Source organism: Pseudoflavonifractor phocaeensis (genome assembly GCF_016901955.1).
Lineage (GTDB): Bacteria > Bacillota > Clostridia > Oscillospirales > Oscillospiraceae > Flavonifractor > Flavonifractor phocaeensis_A.
This window is the reverse complement of the sequence record NZ_JACJLC010000178.1, coordinates 1-1614: the sequence shown is the minus strand read 5'-3', so window position 1 is coordinate 1614 and position 1614 is coordinate 1. Positions and strand designations below refer to the sequence as shown.

The following is a 1614-nucleotide window of genomic DNA, read 5'->3' as shown; positions in this document are numbered from 1 at the left end:
CGATACAGACGTCTGCTTGTCCGATATGAACGCAGGGCTGATATTCATTTGGCCTTTCTTACTCTGGCTGCCGCTTTGGTTGCTTTTCGGTTTTGTTAGGCACTCTTAGATGATTAAAATATTCAAAATAATGGGCGGAAAAGACTGGGAGAACGAAAAATTCATCGCTGGTTGTGTGATCTTAGGTGTAGCCGCCGTAACAGGAGTAGTCGTAATTTTAGGTTCAGCTAGGTTTTGCTCGCATCGCAAATTGCTTTTAAAATACAAAAAGAGAGCTAACTGACTAATCAGAATCAGTTAGCCCTCTTTTTATAAATAATGAAAAAATGTTGCAAAATCGTTGCAACGGAGGACCTTAACCTTTCAAACCCCCAGTAAATCGGCTTTTTCAGGCCTCTGAAATCATTCCCACTTGTCTCACAGAAAAATATTCCACGTAAAATGAGTTGATACCTAGGCTTCAAACTCAACTTCTGCTGCACTTAGCTTGACAATTCACGTTATAGCAAACAGGTTCTTGTAAGATATATACTAGGCTTTTACATCAGCTTCCGATATAGTTCTTTCACCTGTTCGGGTGTGACGCTTCTACAGTTGCCAGCAGTGCAGCGATCCTCCAGCGCCAGTTTGGCTACCCCGTCCATCTTCTCGCTCTGCCGGGCACGCTCTTCTTCCCGGGTAAGCCGCTGAACAATCCCCACTTCGGTCATCAGCCCGGTAATACGTCGGATGAGTCCCTGCACCGCCACCTGCTCGATATGGCAGCAGCAGCGCATTGCTCCGGCCGTGGGGCAGGTGGAGCAGCTCTCCCATGGCGTGGGCTATTCCGTGACACAGTCCTAGGGTAGCATTGTTGAACGCCATACCAGCCATGCAGGAGGCGCTATGCAGCTTCTCCCGGGCCTCGCAGTCCTGGCCATCCCGGAATGCCCGGGGCAGATACTCCAGCACCAGGGCAAAGGCCTTCTTCGCCAACGTGTCGGTAAAATCGCTGGCCGCCGGGGATGCATAGGCCTCTACAGCGTGGGTAAGCACATCCATGCCCGTGTCCGCTGTCACATGTGCCGGCACGGTAACCGTCAGCGCTGGGTCCAGCATGGCGATCTCCGGTAGCATGGTATCGTCCACCAGGGGATACTTGGCCCCCGCCTCCAGGTCGGACAGGCCCGAGAAGGAGGTCACCTCGCTTCCGGTACCCGAGGTAGTGGGGATGGCAATGCACCGGGGTTTGGCCGCTCCAGACGACTTGGTATAGATGAAGCTGATGGCCTTGCCGGTATCGATGGCGGAGCCACCGCCTAGGGCAATGACCGTATCCGGGCGGAACTCCAGAATATGAGCCAGTGTGACCTGTTTGCCAGGGACAAATTTCTGAATAATGCGCTGTTTTCCCTCCGCCACGCGGTCTCCCCCCTCAGTACAGATTCTGGAACAGCTCCAGATGGGGGCTGGGGATGACTACCTGGCCGACCAGTAGCCCGGTCTCCTCCGCGCCGACCGCATACAATGAACACATCCACCAGCGAAGCTGGTGGTTGTCACTATGCGGGCATAGCCCTTTGTTCCTCGCGGACGCGTACAACGCGTAATACGATCTGCCAACTGCGTAAGGAC

At 53.5% G+C, this 1614-nt stretch carries 2 pseudogenes; one reads left to right on the top strand and one right to left on the bottom strand.

Features of this window, described 5'->3' with window-relative positions:
• Positions 1–99 (top strand): annotated as a pseudogene (locus H6B51_RS16940) (IS5/IS1182 family transposase); the annotation flags it as partial.
• 440 nt (positions 100–539) lie between these two features.
• On the opposite strand, the pseudogene H6B51_RS16935 reads toward H6B51_RS16940, so the two are convergent.
• Positions 540–1401, bottom strand: a pseudogene (locus H6B51_RS16935) (iron-containing alcohol dehydrogenase).
• Positions 1402–1614: the final 213 nt, after the last annotated feature.